At 36.0% G+C, this 1,719-nt stretch carries 1 protein-coding gene; it reads left to right on the top strand.

Annotated elements, in window-relative coordinates:
* Window positions 1-353 precede the first annotated feature (353 nt).
* Window positions 354-1,427 carry a YheT family hydrolase gene (locus tag F6K13_RS31860; protein ID WP_124143023.1) on the top strand — a complete coding sequence of 358 codons (1,074 nt, stop codon included), beginning with the start codon at window positions 354-356 and terminating at the stop codon, window positions 1,425-1,427.
* The last annotated feature ends 292 nt before the right edge of the window (window positions 1,428-1,719 follow it).

Genomic DNA, 1,719 nt, shown 5'->3' on the forward strand with positions numbered 1-1,719 from the left:
TTACTCCCTACTCCCTACTCCCTACTCCCTGATTTATAAGTATTCAAACGGACATGATATTATACCAATTAAAAAAAAAGAATGTTACGAATAGTAAGAGAAATAAAAAGACAGGTGCAGGATATTCCCTTTGACAAAAAAGATGATTTCCGACCTGAAAAATGCTATTGAAGCCATTCATTCTGACTCCTGACTCCTGACTCCTGACTCCTTACGAAATATCCTAGCTATTTGTAGCAAACACTTATCAATTTGGTATTATTGACCGAAAAATTCTGGATTATAAAATTTCATCGCCAACTGATATACTATCTAATCAACAAATTTAAGTTTTATCAGATTAAAATTTATCTATGGGTTATCCTTCTTATACTCCTCCGTGGTTCCTGAAAAATGGTTTAGCAATGACCCTTTATGCAGCCTTTTGGATACCCCGTTTTTGGGAAGAAACTACTACATTTCCGAAGCTTTCTTACCAAGAGAAAATTTTTATGGGAGCAAATAATGTGCCAATTTTTGGCTGGATGGCTATTCCAGAAAACCCAAAAGGTACAATTATTGGGACTTATGGAATTACAGGAGAGTTAGATAATCAATGGTTCTTAAAACTATTAGGACGCAAAGCTTATGCTCAAGGTTATGCCATTATTTTATTTGATTGGCGTGCCCATGGCAAGACAGCATTATTATCACAAACTCTAACTTCAGATGGTATTTATGAAGGGCAAGATTTTGTTCATATTGCTGCTCAAGCAAAAGCAATGGGTTGTCCGCCTAATTTTTGGTTTACTGCATATTCTTTGGGAGGACAACTAGCACTTTGGGGTGCAAAAGTAGCAGAAAGTTTGGCTCCAGAATTAGGGTTAGCAGAAACAGATATTGGTGGTTGTGCAGTTATTTGCCCCAGTCTGGAAGCTCAACGTTCTCTATCTTACTTAGATAGCTCTCCTTTAGGAAGATACTTAGATAGAGGAATTACTAAAAACCTAAAAAAATTAGTTTGGTTAATTCACGAACATCATCCAGATTTTATCGATCCAGAGGCAATAGAGCGTGCTGATTGTATCTGGAAATTTGATGAAGAATTTGTTATTGAAAAGTTAGGATTTTCATCAGTAGAAGCCTACTATCAAGCAACAAGTCCTCTATATTTTTTACCTCATATAAAAAAACGAACATTGATTATTTATGCTGAAGATGACCCCATGTTTGACCCAACAATTGCAGCAGATTTAAAAGCTGCTTGTGACAGTAATTCTGCCATTGATTTAATGTTAACTCGTTATGGTGGTCATGTAGCTCATGTTAGTAGTAAATCTTGTCAAGTTCATGCTCAAGATCCTGATGTTTGGTGGGCATTGAATCGAGTTTTTGAGTGGATTAAACAAAATGAAATGTCAACATTAACTACTTCAGTTACTGCTTAAATTAATCATTTGGAATTGGGTTATAATCCTAATTCCTGATATGTAAGCATTTCCTCCGGAATGCTGCGCAAACAGCTATTAGCAGTCAGCTCTTCCTGCGGAATGCTTACCCTGATATTAATTAGGGTTTACTGATTAAATCTAAAAGCACTGACATATAAAGGTTTTAGCATTTTTGGGTTGAAAAAAGTACCAGCTTTTCAGTGGCAAGAGCTGCAAAAAGCTAGTATTTTGGGATGGTTATGGCAGAAAAATTGAGGGACAATTTTTCCGACTACCTCCTCTATAATTC

It is taken from the genome of Okeania sp. SIO2B9, assembly GCF_010672505.1.
Classification (GTDB): domain Bacteria; phylum Cyanobacteriota; class Cyanobacteriia; order Cyanobacteriales; family Microcoleaceae; genus Okeania; species Okeania hirsuta.